Consider the following 14315-nt stretch of genomic DNA (forward strand, 5'->3'; position numbering starts at 1 on the left):
GCAACGACGCTATCCCGTCATCGATTTCGTGGACAAGACGTGACCTCCCCCCTACCTCCGCTCAAAATAGGCCTGGTACCATTCGACGAACCGCCCGACGCCCTCCGTCACGGACGTGCCGGGACGATAGCCGACCGCCGCCTGCAGCGCCGAAGTATCGGCAAAAGTGTCAGGCACGTCGCCGGCCTGCAGCGGCAAGAGCTCCACGATGGCCTTACGGCCAAGCGCGTTTTCAAGCGCCTCGACATAGGCGGTCAGCTTCACCGGGTTGTTGTTGCCGATGTTGAAAATGCGCCAAGGCGCGCTGCTCGTCGCAGGATCCGGATGACCGGAATCCCAGGCGGGGTTAGCCGCGGCGGGGCTGTCGCTGGTGCGGATCACGCCTTCGGCGATGTCTTCGACATAGGTGAAGTCGCGTGTGTGGTTGCCGTTGTTGAACAGCTTGATCGGCTCGCCGGCCAGGATGTTCCTGGTGAACAGGAACAGCGCCATGTCGGGACGCCCCCAAGGGCCGTACACTGTGAAGAAACGCAAGCCCGTGGTCGGCAGCCCGAATAGGTGGCTGTAGCTGTGCGCCATCAGCTCGTTGGCGCGCTTGGTTGCGGCGTAGAACTGCAGCGGATGGTCGGCCGGGCGATGCTCGGAAAACGGCATGTCGGTATTGGCGCCATAGACGCTCGACGTGCTGGCATAGGTCAGGTGGCCGACACGGCTGTTGCGGCAGGCCTCCAGCATGTTGGCGTAGGCGATAATGTTGCTCTCGACATAGGCGTGCGGGTTTTCAAGGCTGTAGCGGACGCCGGCCTGGGCGGCGAGATGAATCACCCTGTCGAAGGCGTGATCGGCAAAGCAGCCGTCCACCACGTTTCGCTCTGCGAGATTACCGTGGATGAAATGGTAGCCCGCATTGGTGTTGCGGCTTGCTTCGGCCAGAAGCCGCAGCCGCGCCTGCTTGATCTGCGGATCATAGTAGTCGTTGATGCTGTCTATGCCGACGACCTCGTCGCCACGTTCGAGCAGCCGCCTGGCGACGTGATAGCCTATGAAGCCGGCAGCGCCGGTGACCAGAACCTTCATCAGAACCGCCCGTCCGTAACATCCCTGGGGAATAGACCCTTGATGTCGTAGACGACGCTAGGGTCCTTGCAAAGCGCCCGAAGACCGGCAACGCCCAGGGTGTGAAACTGCCCGTGCCCCACGGCGACGACAACGCCATCGTAACGCGCGGCGGGCATCTCTTTAAAGCTCGTTACGCCAAAGGCGCGCGCGCATTCCTGCGCATCGACCCAAGGATCCCAGATATCGATGCCGGCATTGTACTGCCTCAGCTGCGCGACAATGTCGGCGACCTTGGAGTTTCTCAAGTCCGGACAGTTTTCCTTGAAGGCCGCGCCCATGACCAGAATCCGGCTGCCAACGACAGGTATGCCCTTGCGCATCATAAGGCGGGCCGTCTGGTCCGCTGCATGCCGGCCCATGCCGTCGTTGATGCGGCGACCGGCAAGAATCACCTCGGGATGATAGCCGAGTTCTTGAGCCTTGTGGGTCAGATAATAGGGATCGACGCCTATGCAGTGGCCGCCGACGAGACCAGGGCTGAAGCGCAGGAAATTCCATTTGGTGCCGGCCGCTTCCAGCACCTCCGACGTGTCGATGCCCAGTTTGCCGAAGATCAGCGACAATTCGTTCATCAAGGCGATATTGAGATCGCGTTGCGTGTTCTCGATGACCTTGGCTGCCTCGGCGACCGCGATGCTCGAGGCACGGTGCGTGCCGGCGGGAACGATCGAGGCATAGAGCGCGTCGATAGCGTCCGCCACCTCCGGCGTGGAGCCGCTGGTGATCTTGACGATCGTCTGCAGCCGGTGCTCGCGGTCGCCGGGGTTGATGCGCTCAGGACTGTAGCCCAGGAAGAAGTCTTCGTTGTAGCGCAGACCGGAATGTTTCTCGATCAGCGGCGCACACACCTCTTGCGTACAGCCGGGATAGACGGTCGATTCAAAGATTACCACCGCACCGGGGGAGATCACCTCGCCGACCGCGGCGGACGCCATGACAAGGGGCTTCAGGTCCGGCCGGTTGGCCCTGTCGATCGGAGTGGGGACAGTGACGATGAAAACTCCGCAATCCCGCAGATCGGCCTTGTCGCTGGTGAACCGCAGCCGCGTGGCGGCGTCGATTTCATCTCTGCTGGCCTCAAGCGTGTGATCTTCGCCACGCCTCAGCGCATCCACGCGCGATTGGCTGATGTCGAAGCCGACGACGTCCCTGATCGCTCCGAGGGCCACCGCCAGCGGCAAACCCACATAGCCAAGCCCGATGACAGCTATTTTCCTGGAGCCGAGGTCCATTTGCTTCCTGTCCGGCAAGCCTTAATCAGCCACGGCCTCCGCTATCGCGCACCATGGCCGGGAATCATCGTCTTGATGGTTCTGAGGGTGATGAGAACATCAAGCCAAGGCGAGAAGTTCTTTATGTAGTAAAAATCGTAGTGTAATTTCTCCATCACATCGTCGACCGCCGCAACATGCCCCTGGTTTACTTGCGCCCACCCGCTCACACCTGGCCTGACGATGTGCCGGTAGCGATAGAACGGCAATTCCGCCTCATACCAGTGCGACAGGACGACAGCCTCGGGCCGTGGCCCGATCCAGCTCATTTCGCCGCGCAGGATGTTGATGGCCTGCGGCAGTTCGTCGATCCTGAACTTGCGTAAAAAACGCCCTATCCGGGTGATGCGATCGTCGTCACGTTTCGTGATCGCCTTGTCCTTGTCGCTGCCAATGCCGGCTTGCTGCCTCATCGAGCGAAACTTGTAGACCGTGTAGGTCCGGCCCCTGTAGCCAATGCGGGGCTGGCGAAACAGCACCGGGCCCTCCGAGTCCAGCCGGATCAGCAGCGCGATCAGCACCACGAAGGGTGAAAGAGCCACGATCATGACAAGCGCGGAGATCCAGTCGATTGCCTGCTTGATCTTGAGATAGGCCTGGTTCGGATTGAGCGAGCCGAGCGTGTTTTCCGACAGGTGTTCGATCTCGACGCGGCCGGTCAGCGACTCGCTGACCTGCTTGACGTGGTAGACCGGCGTGCCCGAAAGGGCCCGGTCCGCGATGTATCGTTCCCATTCGGCGTCAAGGTCGGCCCGCAGATCGACAACCACGCCATTCGCCCGTTCGATGACGGTGCCAGGCGAAGTGATCCAGAACCAATGCACTCCCGGCAGTGTCCTTAGGCGCTCTACGTTCCCGCCGGGAATGACGACCAGCCGGTACGGTTCGAGATGCCGCGTTATGATGCTCAGGCCAAAATACCAGAGCGTGGACTGGGTGAAGCTGGCAGCCGCCTGAAACCGGCTGTACTCGAAACGAAAAAAGAAAATAGTCAGGAAAACAAGCCCGTAGGACAGCACAAATGTCGGCAGGATGTAGCTGGCAGCGGCCACGCCGGGGAAATTCCCGATACGCCGATAGGCAAGGAAGCCTGCTACATGCGCAATGACCGCGGCAGCGACGGTTACCTGGAGATTGGCGACGTAGACCGCATCGGGTTTGAAGGCGATCCGGATGAGGGCCGGCGCGACGATCGCGAACGTCAGTCCGCCAATAAGTTGAAAGCGAATTCTGAACAGGAAGTGCCGGCTTCCGACAAGAGTTGATGTTGCGACATTCAACTTCTTCCCCCCTCGAAGCTGCCATGTCGGCGATTGCCATTGCAATAATGCGCTTGGCTTGGCCGTTCATTCGCAAAGCGGAATCGGGCCTCTCGCTACTGGCTGTTCGACTCAGTCGAAGATCAAGAGCTACGACACTGTAACGATACCAGCAAGTATCTATTTACACTGTAGCAATCGGCAGGATTTTTTATCAATCGCGTCGCTGAATGCGGTTCAAAAGCTATCGCTAATAAATTGGCTTACTGCCCGCCATCGAGAATGTCTGGACGCATGAAGGTAAATGGATGTTCGTATCTCTGGTGACTGGCTGGCTGCTTGGGCACGACCTGCCAGTCACATCTGTCCGACCCGGACCAATGACCAGGTACTTCCCCGGAACCTCGTTTAAATTCAGGAGCGCTTCAGCAGCGACCAGACGGCTGGCACCAGGCTTGCGGCCAGAGCAACCTTGATCAGATCACCGACGATGAACGGCACGACGCCGAACTGCCAGGATTTTTCCGGACCGATGAGCATCGCCAGCCAGGCAAAGCCCATGGCCATCATGACGAACTCGGCAACCAGCATCGCGTTGAAAAGCTTGATCGGATGGCGATCCCAGCCGCGATCGGCGGCCCAGCCGGCGATCGCCGCCATGACCACGAAGCCGGCGAGATAGCCGCCGGTCGAGCCGAGCATGTAGGCAATGCCAATTCCCTTTTCCGGCGTGCTCTGGAAGACCGGGAAGCCCATCGCGCCCTCGGCCATATAGAGCAGCAGGGTGGCGACGCCGAGCCGCAGGCCGAAAGCGGCCCCGATCAGCAGGACGGCGAGCGTCTGCATCGAAATATCGACTGGCCCCAGAACCACCTTGGTCTTGGCCGACAGGGTCAGGAGCAATGTCCCGGCTATCGCCAGGAAGAACTGCGTTGCCAGCCGCGCCGCGCCATCTTGCGGCAGAGCCAGAGAAACAAGCGGGCGCATCGTCGTTGCAGTTGCCATGGTCTTCCCCATCCGAGTGCCGCCATCCGATGATCGCGGTCTTGCGTTTTCCTATATTGGCTTGCGTGCTATGCGGCAATCGGTTTTGCCATTCCCGCAACAGGCATCGACACCGTCATGGCCCTCGAATTCGATACCAGCTTCGATCCCTGCTACGGCGGGGGCGTCAGCGTCGCGCCCGACGTGCAGCGCGTCACGGCCCGAAATCCAAGTCCCTTCACCTTTCACGGCACCAACAGCTACATCGTCGGACGCGATACGCTGGCAGTGATCGATCCGGGGCCGGATGACGAAGCTCACCTTCGCACCTTGCTCGACGTCATCGCCGGCAGGCCGGTCAGCCACATCTTCGTCAGCCACACGCATCGCGACCATTCACCGCTGGCGGCACGGCTGAAGCAGGAGACCGGAGCCCAGGTGATGGCGGAAGGGCCGCACCGGCCGGCAAGGCCATTGCATATTGGCGAGATCAACGCGCTCGATGCCAGCGCCGATACCGCTTTCGTTCCCGATCTCGCGCTGCCGGACGGCGCGCTGGTCGCCAGCGACGGCTGGGCAATCCGCACGGTCCTGACCCCCGGCCATACCGCCAACCACGCGGCATTCGCGCTGGAGGGCACCGGCATCCTGTTTTCGGCCGACCACGTCATGGCGTGGGCGACCTCCATCGTCGCGCCGCCGGACGGGGCGATGGCGGACTACATGGCCTCGCTGGACCGGCTGATCGAACGCGGTGACCGCCTGCTGCTGCCCGGCCACGGCGGGCCGGTGACGGCACCGCGAGGCTTCATGCGCGGATTGAAGACCCATCGCAAAATGCGCGAACGGGCCATATTGGAGCGGATCCGCGCGGGCGACCGCACGATCACAGACATGGTCAAGGCGATCTACAGGGATACCGACCCGCGGCTGCATGGCGCCGCCGGGTTGTCGGTGCTTGCCCATCTGGAGGATCTGGTGGCGCGCGGCCTGGTCGCGACAGACGCCGCGCCGGCCATAGACGGCATTTTTAGGCCAGCCCCTTAGGCCCGAGCATCTATTCGGCCGGAGCCGCGCCGACCTGGCCGGCGACTTCCTGGTCCAACTCCGCCAGAAAGTCGGTGATGCGCGCAGCGTTGTCGCCGAGGTCGTAGCGGCCGTAGCGGGAAGCCGACCGCATGTCGACGAGAACCGTATCCCCGTCGTCCGTGATGCGAATTGCCACGTCTGCGGGGAGGCCCAACACGAAGCTCCTGGCGACAGCGGTAATCGTCACGTCGCTTTGCCCGGCGAGTTCGGGATAGGGTCCGGTAAGATCCCAATTGCGGCGGTCGAGCACGGTTTCAACGGCAGTGACGACGGTCTCGAACGGCAGGTCGTAGCTGCGCGCGGTGACAAGCGGATAGCTGTCGGTCTGCAACCGCTGCTCGCCGGGCGTCGGCGGCGAGAGCACGTTCATGTCCTTCGTGCGACCGGTGACGTCGAGTGCCGGCGGTTCGTCGAAATCGGTCGAAATATCCCTGAGCGGCGGAAAGATTGTCGCCCAATAGGCGGCGATGCCATAGGGGGTCAGCACCAGCACTGCCAGCAAGACGCCGACCGTGATGTCGCGGCCGCCATAGTCGCCAAAATTCCACACCCTCGAGAAGGCAAATCCGGCGAACAGCAGCGCCAGCGCCGCCAACAGCGCGACGATAGCCAACACCCACAGGAACACCGGCGTTTCAACGAGGTTGAAATAATGGCCGACGAACACGGTCAGCAAAAGCACCGCCGAAAAAGCAGCGGTGCGCCGCGACCATCCGGCAGCCTTCGACGTTTGCCGTTCCGAAATGCTGACCATGTTTCTCTGCGTCATCCCAAGCCGAAGAAGACTTAGCGCATGGCCACCAAAATCGGAATCGATTTTCGAGGAGGATCGTGCGCCAGTTGGAAATGCTATCGTGCCCTGCCGGAAAGGTGCACGTCGCTGCACTGTCCTTTTACGACCGCATCAGGCCGAGACACGCAATATCCCGTCAATCCGTCGGCAAGCGATAGTCGCTGAATTGCTGGCGCAAGGTGATCTTCTGGATCTTGCCGGTGGCGGTGTGCGGAATTTCGCCGACGAAAGCGACGTCGTCGGGTATCCACCATTTGGCCACCTTACCGTCGAGAAAACCAAGGATATCGGTTTTGGTCGGTTCCTTCCCCGGCTTGCGGACAACCACCAGCAAAGGCCGCTCGCCCCATTTCGAATGAGGGACGCCAATGGCGGCTGCCTCGGCGACATCGGGATGGCCGACGGCCAGATTCTCCAGGTCGATGGTCGAAATCCATTCGCCGCCGGACTTGATGACGTCCTTGGCGCGATCGGTGATCTGCATATAGCCGCCAGCGTCGATGTGGGCGACATCCCCGGTATCGAACCAGCCGTCCTCGTCGAACTGCTCCGAGCCGGCGCCGCCGTAGTAGGCGCTGGCCACCGCGGGGCCGCGCACCTTCAGCCGCCCGAATGTCTTGCCGTCCCAAGGCAGCGCGTTGCCGTCGTCGTCCGTCACCTTCATCTCGACGCCGAAGGGCGGGTAACCCTGCTTGCCCTGGACATCGAGCCGGGCGTCACCCTGAAGGCTTTCATAGTCCGGCTTCAGCGTACACAGTGTGCCGAGCGGCGACATTTCGGTCATGCCCCAGGCGTGGACGACCTGGACATCGTAATTGTCCTGGAATTTCTTGGTGATGATGCGTGGGCATGACGAGCCGCCGATGACGACCTTGTTGAGGTAGGGCAGCTTCCTGCCGGTCTCCTCCAGATATTGCAGCAGCATCATCCACACGGTCGGCACGGCGGCACTGAAGGTTACTTTCTCGGTGTCGAGCAATTCATAGATGGAGGCGCCGTCCATCTTGCAGCCCGGCATGACAAGCTTGGCGCCGATCATCGGTGCGCTCTGGCCAAGGCCCCAGGCATTGGCGTGGAACATCGGAACCACCGGCAGGATCGTGTCGCGCGAAGACAGGCCCATCGCGTCGGGCATGGCGGCGATCATGGCGTGCAGGACATTCGAGCGGTGACTGTAGACGACGCCCTTTGGATCGCCAGTGGTTCCAGACGTATAGCACATGCCGGCGGCGGTGCCTTCGTCGAAGCTTTTCCAGGCGAAATCGCCATCGGCCTCGTCGAGCCATTCCTCGTAGGCAACGACGTTGGGCAGCATGGTCTGCGGCAGATGCGCCCTGTCGGTCAGCACGATCACCTGTTTCAGGGACTTGACCGCGCCGGCGATCTTCTCGAGCAAAGGGAGGAAAGTCAGGTCGACAAAGACCGCCTTGTCTTCGGCATGGTTCATGATCCAGACGATCTGCTCGGGAAACAGCCGCGGGTTGAGCGTATGATAGATCGCGCCGATGCCCATGATGCCATACCAGGCCTCGATGTGGCGCGCCGTGTTCCAGGCCAGCGTCGCAATGCGGTCGCCCAGCCGATAGCCGTCACGCTCCAGGCGCTGGGAGACCTTCAGGGCGCGACGGTGGATGCTGGCGTAGGTTGTGCGCACGATCGGACCTTCGATCGAGCGCGATACGATCTCTCGCGCGCCATGCTGCCGCTCTGCGTTGTCGATAAGCTTATGGCAAAGAAGCGGCCATTCCTGCATCAGCCCCAGCATTCGTTCCTCCCTTACGCTCCTCGCTTTTGTTGCCATTGTGAAGCGAACCGGTGGATTGTCCAGCCACCGCCGGTGGCGAACGAAATCCGAATGCCGGTCGCGCAGGCAAGCGATCGAGTCGTGTCTTTTCTTGGAGGTCCGAATGCCTGGCGCTCATGTCATAGGACCGGCGGCCTTGAAATCCATTATATCAGAGAAGTCTAAATTACTCGACCGAGAGGAGAATCCGCCACAATCCGGCCATCGTCGGCATTAAGTTTCGTTAATGGGCAAAGGGGTGCGATTGGCGACTGAAAGAGGTTCGCATGGACACGCAGCTCGACGATAAGGCACTGGAAAGCACGCTTGCCGAAAGCCTGGGCGATCTGGTGCCGGACACAAAGACTGTTTCCGAAGATGAATTTGTTGAAGTTGTCGGCGGTGCGCTCGAAGCGGTGGGCGGCACGCTGCTGTTCAAGATGTGCGTCCAGAACGAAGGGGAAGGCGAGCACGTGGCCGCGGCATCCGTGGGCGATGGCGGCAGTCGTCAATTCCTGCTGCTAACCTTGCCGACCGGCGGCGGCCACTTGAAAGTCGAGACCGCATCCAGGAGCAGCAATCCCGTGGCCGGTATCGCGGCCGCCTATGCCGGCCTGATGGACGCGTTCAGAACCGCGGCCTGAGCCTCGCCGGACAAGGTCATCGCTAAAAATGCCGTCGGCAGCGCCCACGGCTGGAGATTGATTGCGGATTGCCGGCGACCGTCGGCCTTGCGCAAACCACCTCGTCGACACACTTAAAGCTGAGACGAGGAGAAACAGCATGGACAAGATCGCCAACCCGGCACCCGGCTTCCAGCGCAACCCCGATAAGGTCATCACCGTCGAACCGTATAAGGGCACCGTCACCGTGCGTGCAGGCGACACTGTTATCGCCTCATCGACGAACGCCAAGGTGCTGACGGAAGCGCCCTATCCGGCCGCCTTTTACATCCCGTTCGCAGACATCGATTTCAACAAGCTGAGCGGCACGCAATCCTCCACCCATTGTCCCTACAAGGGCGACGCAAGCTACTGGAGCGTGCTGCCTGCCGCCGAGGCAGGCAAGGATGCGATGTGGGCCTATGAGCAGCCTTTCGACGAAATGGCTGAAATCCGCAACCACGGCGCGTTCTACGCAAGCAAGGTCAGCATCGAAGCCAAGCCAGCTTGAACGGACGAACGAGGAGGCCGGACCTGCCGTCCTGCCGATCAGTCGGTGGTGCCGTTATTGCCGAAGCCTCCGGCATCATCGAGCCGCACGAAGGTCAGTCCCTTCTGCTTGAGCGCCAGCAGGCCCTGCACGACGCCCTCCCCGGCGGCATGGGTCGGCTGGTTGATATGGGCGATGATGACGTCGCCATCCTTGGCCGCTTCTATGCGCCTTGTGGTTTCCCTGGCGCCGAGCAGCGAACCGCCGTCGCCATTGATCGAGAAGCCGGCGATCTTGAAGCCCAGCTTGCGGATCATGGCGATCGCCGACGGACTATACTCCGCGGTCGCGCCACGAAACCATTTCGGCGCCGGCTCGCCAGTCCCGGCCAAGGCGACGGCGCCCGACTCGACCTCGGCCAGAACCGCTTCCGGACTGCCGGCGCTGCGTATGCCATAGATCTTCTGCGGCGTGTCGACGGCCGGGATGTGATGGCCGCCGTGGTTTTCCAGTTCGAACAGGTCGGGATGCGCCCGCATGATCTCGACGGCGGCGGCGTTCCGCTTCAGCCAGATGCCGGTGACGAAGATGGTCGCAGGTATCCTGTTTTCCACCAGCGCCGAGAGGATGCGGTTGTCGGTCCGTCCGCCGCAGGCGTCGAGGGTCAAGGCAATGCGCCCGGTTCCACCTGCATCCGGCTTGATGTGCAGGATGGGTTCGACCAGCGATGCGGCATGGCCGCTGGACACGACGGCCAAAGACATGGCGACAATGCAGAGATTTTTTTGCAGCAGGCGCATCAAATCCAATTCCAATCGGGCGTTTCACGCAGGCATCCCAAGACCCGCATGAAGGCGAAAATCGGAGCTGGATAGCAGAAAAGCACCAGACGCGACAATCTGACCGTCTTGCGGCAGTTCCTCGTTCCGATCGGCGGCAGGCGCTCAGCCGCGGCCCGCCTTTGCCACCTGAACGGCCGCCTGCGCGGCCGCCAACCTGGCGATCGGCACGCGGTAGGGCGAACAGGACACATAGTCCAGTCCGACCTCCTCGCAGAAGCGGATGGAGGCCGGATCGCCGCCATGCTCACCACAAATGCCGAGCTTGATCCCTGGCCGCGCCGCCCTGCCCTTCTCGGCGGCCATGCGCACCAGTTCGCCGACGCCATGGATGTCCAGCGATACGAACGGATCCTGTTCGATGATGCCTTTCTGGCGATAGGTCTCCAGGAACGAGGCCGCGTCGTCGCGCGAGATGCCGAATGTCGTCTGGGTCAGGTCGTTGGTGCCGAAAGAGAAGAACTCGGCCGATTCAGCGATGACATGGGCGCGGATCGCCGCGCGGGGGAGCTCGATCATGGTTCCAGTCAGGTAGTCGATCTTGACGCCGCTTTCGTCCATGACGCTCTTGGCCACCGCATCGATGCGCGCCTTGACATAGTCGAGTTCCTTCACAAGCCCGACCAGCGGCACCATGATCTCGGGTACCACCAGCGCGCCGGCCTTGCGGCCAGCCTCGACGGCGGCTTCGAAAATGGCGCGCGCCTGCATCTCGGCGATCTCGGGATAGGACACAGCAAGCCGGCAGCCGCGATGGCCGAGCATCGGGTTGAATTCGTGCAGCGCCTCGGTGCGCTGCCTGAGCTTGTCCGGCGCAACATTCATCGCCGCCGCGACTTCGGCTATCTCGGCCTCGGTCTTGGGCAGGAATTCGTGCAACGGCGGATCGAGCAGGCGGATGGTCACCGGCAGACCGGCCATGATCTCGAACAGCTCCAGGAAATCCGCTCGCTGCATCGGCAGCAGCTTGGCAAGCGCGGCGCGCCGGTCCTTTTCGGTGTCGGCCAGGATCATCTCGCGCATGGCGATAATGCGGGCGCCATCGAAGAACATGTGTTCGGTGCGGCACAAGCCGATGCCTTCGGCACCGAAGGAGCGCGCCATGCGCGCATCGAGCGGGGTTTCGGCGTTGGTGCGCACTTTCATGCGCCGCACCGCATCCGCCCATTCCATGATGGCGGCGAAATCGCCGGAAAGCTCGGGCTGGAGCATCGCTACGGCGCCCTTGAGCACCTGCCCGTTGCCGCCGTCGATGGTGATGATGTCGCCCTTGCGGAAGGTCTGCCCCATCGACATCAGCGTAGCTGCCTTATAGTCGACGCGCAGCGAACCGGCGCCCGAAACGCACGGCTTGCCCATGCCGCGCGCCACGACGGCAGCATGGCTGGTCATGCCGCCGCGCGTGGTCAGGATGCCTTCCGCCGCATGCATGCCGTGGATGTCCTCGGGGCTGGTCTCCACACGCACCAGAATAGCCTTGCGCCCTTGCGCCTTGAGATCCTCGGCGTCCGCGGAGGAAAAGACGATCTCGCCGGTAGCGGCGCCTGGAGACGCCGGCAGGCCGACACCGATGACGTCGCGTGCGGCCTTCGGATCGATGGTGGGGTGCAGGAGCTGGTCGAGCGAGGCGGGATCGATGCGGGCGACCGCTTCCTCTTTCGAGATCAAGCCGTCCCTGGCCATCTCGACGGCGATCCTGAGCGCCGCCTTGGCGGTGCGCTTGCCGGACCTCGTCTGCAACATCCACAATTTGCCGCGCTCGATGGTGAATTCGAGGTCCTGCATGTCGCGGTAGTGCTTTTCCAGCCTGTCCGAGATGGTGACGAAGGACTGGAAGGCGTCCGGCATCAGTTTCTGCAATGACGGCTTGTCGGAGCCGGCGGCGATGCGGGCCGCCTCGGTGATGTTCTGCGGCGTGCGGATGCCGGCGACGACGTCCTCACCCTGCGCATTCACCAGGAACTCGCCATAGAGCTGCTTTTCGCCGGTCGACGGATTGCGAGTGAAGGCGACCCCGGTGGCCGAAGTTTCACCCATGTTGCCGAACACCATGGCCTGGACATTGACCGCCGTGCCCCAGCTTTCGGGAATATCGTGCAGGCGCCTGTAAGTGATGGCGCGGTTGTTCATCCAACTCGAGAACACGGCACCGATCGCCCCCCAGAGCTGTTCGTGCGGATCCTGCGGGAACGGCCTGCCGAGCTCCTCTTCGACCTTGGCCTTGTAGAGCGCGATGACGCCTTGCCACTCGATAGCTGTCAGTTCCGTGTCGAGTTCATGGCCGAGGCTGGCCTTCTGATCCTCGAGGATCTCCTCGAACACCTCGTGGTCGAGCCCCATGACGACATCGGAATACATCTGGATGAAGCGCCGGTAGCTGTCATAGGCAAAGCGCGCATCGCCGGAATCGGCGGCCAGCGCCTCGACGGTTTCGTCGTTGAGGCCGAGATTGAGCACGGTGTCCATCATGCCAGGCATCGAGGCGCGGGCGCCGGAGCGCACCGACACAAGCAGCAGTTTCGACGGATCGCCGAAACGGCGGCCGGTGAGCCGGCCGATATGGTCCAGCGCCACGGCGACGTCCGCTTCAAGCCCTGCCGGATAGGCGCGGCCGTTGGCATAGTAGGCGTTGCAGACCTCCGACGTGATGGTGAAGCCCGGCGGCACCGGCAGGCCAAGGCTACACATCTCGGCCAGATTGGCACCCTTGCCGCCCAACAGATTCTTGTCGCCAGCCCGGCCTTCGGCCGCACCATCGCCAAAGGTGAAAACCCACTTGGTCATGCTTTGCTCTCCGGTTGCAGGAGATTGGAAAGATTGACGAAACAGAAAGCCCCGCCATATCCCGACTTTGGACGGATATGATGCTGCAATGCGAAAGGCAAGGCGTCGGCAAAGCCGTTTGGCCGCTACAATCGATTAAGCAAAAGCTGCGGCAAAAGGACTTGCCAGTGCAACGGTCCAAGACTAGAACATACAGGGAACGAAGAGGTGCATCATGAAGCTCACCGGAAAACTCGACTATCTGGAACTGCCGGCAACCGGCGCGACGCTGGACAGTGTGAAAGCCTTCTACAGCGCCGCCTTTGCCTGGTCGTTCACCGACTATGGCCCGACCTATTCGGCCTTTAGCGAGGGACTGGACGGCGGTTTCCAGGCCGACAGCGGCGACGCCACCGCCAAGCCGTTGCCGGTGCTCTATTCCCAGGATCTGGAAGAGACGCTGGCCGCCGTCGAGAATGCCGGCGGCACGATCATCAAACCGATCTTTTCGTTTCCGGGCGGCAGGCGGTTCCACTTTGCCGACCCGGCTGGAAACGAGATGGCGGTGTGGGGAGAATAGGCGGCACGACCGGCGCATGAGACGACCGTCGCCAACGGAGTCGTGGATCAGCAGGAAAGTCGCAATCTCCAGGCATTGAGCTTTCCACCGGCACAGCCTATAAGGCCACGCGCAGTCGACGCATGTCAGCTGCTGGGGCGTCGCCAAGTGGTAAGGCATCGGTTTTTGGTACCGACATTCCCAGGTTCGAATCCTGGCGCCCCAGCCAAGCGCGCAAGGGTCCGTTCCGGACACATAGGTTACGGTTTATACCGGAGACATGTTGTTGGAGCAGAATGAGAATCTATTCCGTCGCCGAGCGGATTGCCTTTGTCGTCACGCTCCTGGCCGTCCTCGTTCTCGCGCTGCTGCCGGCACATCGCCTCAAGCAATTCGGAATCGATATCGGCTTCCATTATGACAAGCTCAATCACGCCAGCGCATTCGCCGTGCTGGCTTTCCTGGGAAGCCTCGGCTGGCCGCGGCACAAGCCGGCGCTGATCGTCTTCCTCGCCTTTGTCGGCGCTGCCATAGAAGTTCTCCAGGGCACCACGGCGATAGGCCGCGATTTCGACGTGCTCGACTGGGTTGCCGATTGCATTGGCATTGCATGCGGTCTGCTGGCCGCGATCTGGGCGACCTGGATCGTGCAACGCGCAAGGTGAGAAGAAGCCGAACCGACTGCCTTACCGCGAAAGACAACG

At 61.9% G+C, this 14315-nt stretch carries 13 protein-coding genes and 1 tRNA gene; 6 read left to right on the forward strand and 8 right to left on the reverse strand.

The genetic code is table 11. The features are described 5' to 3' along the window. Positions 1–51: 51 nt before the first annotated feature. From FJ443_RS05465 to FJ443_RS05480, 4 genes are all read right to left on the reverse strand, one after another. Positions 52–1077: an NAD-dependent epimerase gene (locus tag FJ443_RS05465; RefSeq protein ID WP_140514855.1), complete on the reverse strand. Its 1026-nt coding sequence runs from the start codon at positions 1075–1077 to the stop codon at positions 52–54. Further along, the gene (locus FJ443_RS05470) at positions 1077–2351 is read right to left on the reverse strand and encodes a nucleotide sugar dehydrogenase (RefSeq protein WP_140663044.1); all 1275 of its coding nucleotides are present in this window, start codon (positions 2349–2351) and stop codon (positions 1077–1079) included. Before FJ443_RS05470 ends, FJ443_RS05465 begins: the two co-directional genes overlap by 1 nt. A gap of 41 nt (positions 2352–2392) precedes the next feature. Further along, positions 2393–3670: a sugar transferase gene (locus FJ443_RS05475; RefSeq protein ID WP_246681196.1), complete on the reverse strand. Its 1278-nt coding sequence runs from the start codon at positions 3668–3670 to the stop codon at positions 2393–2395. A gap of 393 nt (positions 3671–4063) precedes the next feature. Further along, positions 4064–4654 (reverse strand): biotin transporter BioY, encoded by a 591-nt coding sequence (locus tag FJ443_RS05480; protein ID WP_140520792.1) that lies wholly within the window; start codon positions 4652–4654, stop codon positions 4064–4066. A gap of 117 nt (positions 4655–4771) precedes the next feature. On the opposite strand from FJ443_RS05480, the gene FJ443_RS05485 reads away from it, so the two are divergent. Then, complete coding sequence (locus FJ443_RS05485; protein WP_140663048.1) at positions 4772–5680, forward strand: MBL fold metallo-hydrolase; 909 nt, start codon at positions 4772–4774, stop codon at positions 5678–5680. A gap of 10 nt (positions 5681–5690) precedes the next feature. On the opposite strand, the gene FJ443_RS05490 is transcribed toward FJ443_RS05485, so the two are convergent. Both FJ443_RS05490 and FJ443_RS05495 read right to left on the reverse strand, forming a co-directional pair. Beyond that, positions 5691–6476 carry a DUF1499 domain-containing protein gene (locus FJ443_RS05490; RefSeq protein WP_140494907.1) on the reverse strand — a complete coding sequence of 262 codons (786 nt, stop codon included), beginning with the start codon at positions 6474–6476 and terminating at the stop codon, positions 5691–5693. A gap of 175 nt (positions 6477–6651) precedes the next feature. Continuing rightward, entirely contained in the window at positions 6652–8280 is a 1629-nt protein-coding gene (locus FJ443_RS05495; RefSeq protein ID WP_140624466.1) for a fatty-acid--CoA ligase, read from the reverse strand. Between the two features lie 305 nt (positions 8281–8585). On the opposite strand from FJ443_RS05495, the gene FJ443_RS05500 reads away from it, so the two are divergent. Next, the gene (locus FJ443_RS05500; RefSeq protein WP_140514848.1) at positions 8586–8942 is read left to right on the forward strand and encodes a hypothetical protein; all 357 of its coding nucleotides are present in this window, start codon (positions 8586–8588) and stop codon (positions 8940–8942) included. A 139-nt stretch (positions 8943–9081) separates the two neighbouring features. Further along, positions 9082–9471, forward strand: coding sequence for a DUF427 domain-containing protein (locus FJ443_RS05505; RefSeq protein WP_140494914.1), 390 nt, complete (start codon positions 9082–9084; stop codon positions 9469–9471). Positions 9472–9509: 38 nt separating this feature from the next. Here the strand turns inward: FJ443_RS05505 and FJ443_RS05510 are convergent, their stop codons facing one another. Continuing rightward, positions 9510–10250 carry a polysaccharide deacetylase family protein gene (locus tag FJ443_RS05510; protein WP_140494917.1) on the reverse strand — a complete coding sequence of 247 codons (741 nt, stop codon included), beginning with the start codon at positions 10248–10250 and terminating at the stop codon, positions 9510–9512. A gap of 144 nt (positions 10251–10394) precedes the next feature. Further along, on the reverse strand, positions 10395–13073 hold the full coding sequence (gene ppdK, locus FJ443_RS05515) for a pyruvate, phosphate dikinase (protein ID WP_140514847.1): 2679 nt from the start codon (positions 13071–13073) through the stop codon (positions 10395–10397). Between the two features lie 214 nt (positions 13074–13287). Between ppdK and FJ443_RS05520 the strand changes: the two genes are divergently transcribed. From FJ443_RS05520 to FJ443_RS05530, 3 genes are all read left to right on the forward strand, one after another. Beyond that, positions 13288–13632 carry a VOC family protein gene (locus tag FJ443_RS05520; RefSeq protein ID WP_140494922.1) on the forward strand — a complete coding sequence of 115 codons (345 nt, stop codon included), beginning with the start codon at positions 13288–13290 and terminating at the stop codon, positions 13630–13632. Between the two features lie 133 nt (positions 13633–13765). After that, positions 13766–13840, forward strand: a tRNA-Gln gene (locus FJ443_RS05525). A gap of 67 nt (positions 13841–13907) precedes the next feature. Beyond that, positions 13908–14276, forward strand: coding sequence for a VanZ family protein (locus FJ443_RS05530; protein WP_140555925.1), 369 nt, complete (start codon positions 13908–13910; stop codon positions 14274–14276). Positions 14277–14315: the final 39 nt, after the last annotated feature.

The sequence above is a fragment of the Mesorhizobium sp. B2-6-1 genome, assembly GCF_006440475.1.
Classification (GTDB): Bacteria; Pseudomonadota; Alphaproteobacteria; order Rhizobiales; family Rhizobiaceae; genus Mesorhizobium.

Bases quoted from the DNA above. Each gene is read 5' to 3' on its own strand.
- FJ443_RS05465 (WP_140514855.1), bottom strand. From the start codon at position 1,077: ATGAAGGTTCTGGTCACCGGCGCTGCCGGCTTCATAGGCTATCACGTC.
- FJ443_RS05470 (WP_140663044.1), bottom strand. From the start codon at position 2,351: ATGGACCTCGGCTCCAGGAAAATAGCTGTCATCGGGCTTGGCTATGTG.
- FJ443_RS05480 (WP_140520792.1), bottom strand. From the start codon at position 4,654: ATGGCAACTGCAACGACGATGCGCCCGCTTGTTTCTCTGGCTCTGCCG.
- FJ443_RS05485 (WP_140663048.1), top strand. From the start codon at position 4,772: ATGGCCCTCGAATTCGATACCAGCTTCGATCCCTGCTACGGCGGGGGC.
- FJ443_RS05490 (WP_140494907.1), bottom strand. From the start codon at position 6,476: ATGGTCAGCATTTCGGAACGGCAAACGTCGAAGGCTGCCGGATGGTCG.
- FJ443_RS05495 (WP_140624466.1), bottom strand. From the start codon at position 8,280: ATGCTGGGGCTGATGCAGGAATGGCCGCTTCTTTGCCATAAGCTTATC.
- FJ443_RS05500 (WP_140514848.1), top strand. From the start codon at position 8,586: ATGGACACGCAGCTCGACGATAAGGCACTGGAAAGCACGCTTGCCGAA.
- FJ443_RS05505 (WP_140494914.1), top strand. From the start codon at position 9,082: ATGGACAAGATCGCCAACCCGGCACCCGGCTTCCAGCGCAACCCCGAT.
- FJ443_RS05510 (WP_140494917.1), bottom strand. From the start codon at position 10,250: ATGCGCCTGCTGCAAAAAAATCTCTGCATTGTCGCCATGTCTTTGGCC.
- ppdK (WP_140514847.1), bottom strand. From the start codon at position 13,073: ATGACCAAGTGGGTTTTCACCTTTGGCGATGGTGCGGCCGAAGGCCGG.
- FJ443_RS05520 (WP_140494922.1), top strand. From the start codon at position 13,288: ATGAAGCTCACCGGAAAACTCGACTATCTGGAACTGCCGGCAACCGGC.
- FJ443_RS05530 (WP_140555925.1), top strand. From the start codon at position 13,908: ATGAGAATCTATTCCGTCGCCGAGCGGATTGCCTTTGTCGTCACGCTC.